Source organism: Brevibacillus halotolerans (genome assembly GCF_026891775.1).
Classification (GTDB): Bacteria; Bacillota; Bacilli; order Brevibacillales; family Brevibacillaceae; genus Brevibacillus_B; species Brevibacillus_B halotolerans.
Window position 1 is genome coordinate 1 of sequence record NZ_JAPTNK010000060.1, and the last position, 389, is coordinate 389.

Below are 389 nucleotides of genomic sequence, written 5' to 3' on the forward strand. Positions count from 1 at the left end.
AACACCCGAAGTCGGTGAGGTAACCGCAAGGAGCCAGCCGCCGAAGGTGGGGTAGATAACTGGGGTGAAGTCGTAACAAGGTATCCGTACCGGAAGGTGCGGATGGATCACCTCCTTTCTATGGAGAACTATTTCAGTCCTTTGGAATTGAAATAGAAGTAAGTTATGATTCTATCTGGTTTTGAGGGAACATTCCTTTAATAGGAATTTACTCAATAAAAATCTTGAAATCTTTTAATGATTTCAGTATAATGATATTCTAAATGTCTGGTGATGATGGCAGAGGGGTCACACACGTTCCCATTCCGAACACGACCGTTAAGCCCTCTAGCGCCGATGGTACTTGCCCATTCGGGCCGGGAGAGTAGGACGTTGCCAGGCCGGTAACC

Annotated in this window: 2 rRNA genes; both read left to right on the forward strand. The window is 46.5% G+C overall.

The features are described 5' to 3' along the window. Positions 1-118 (forward strand): 16S ribosomal RNA (locus tag O0550_RS24145); the annotation flags it as partial. 148 nt (positions 119-266) lie between these two features. Next, positions 267-381 (forward strand): 5S ribosomal RNA (gene rrf / locus O0550_RS24150). Positions 382-389: the final 8 nt, after the last annotated feature.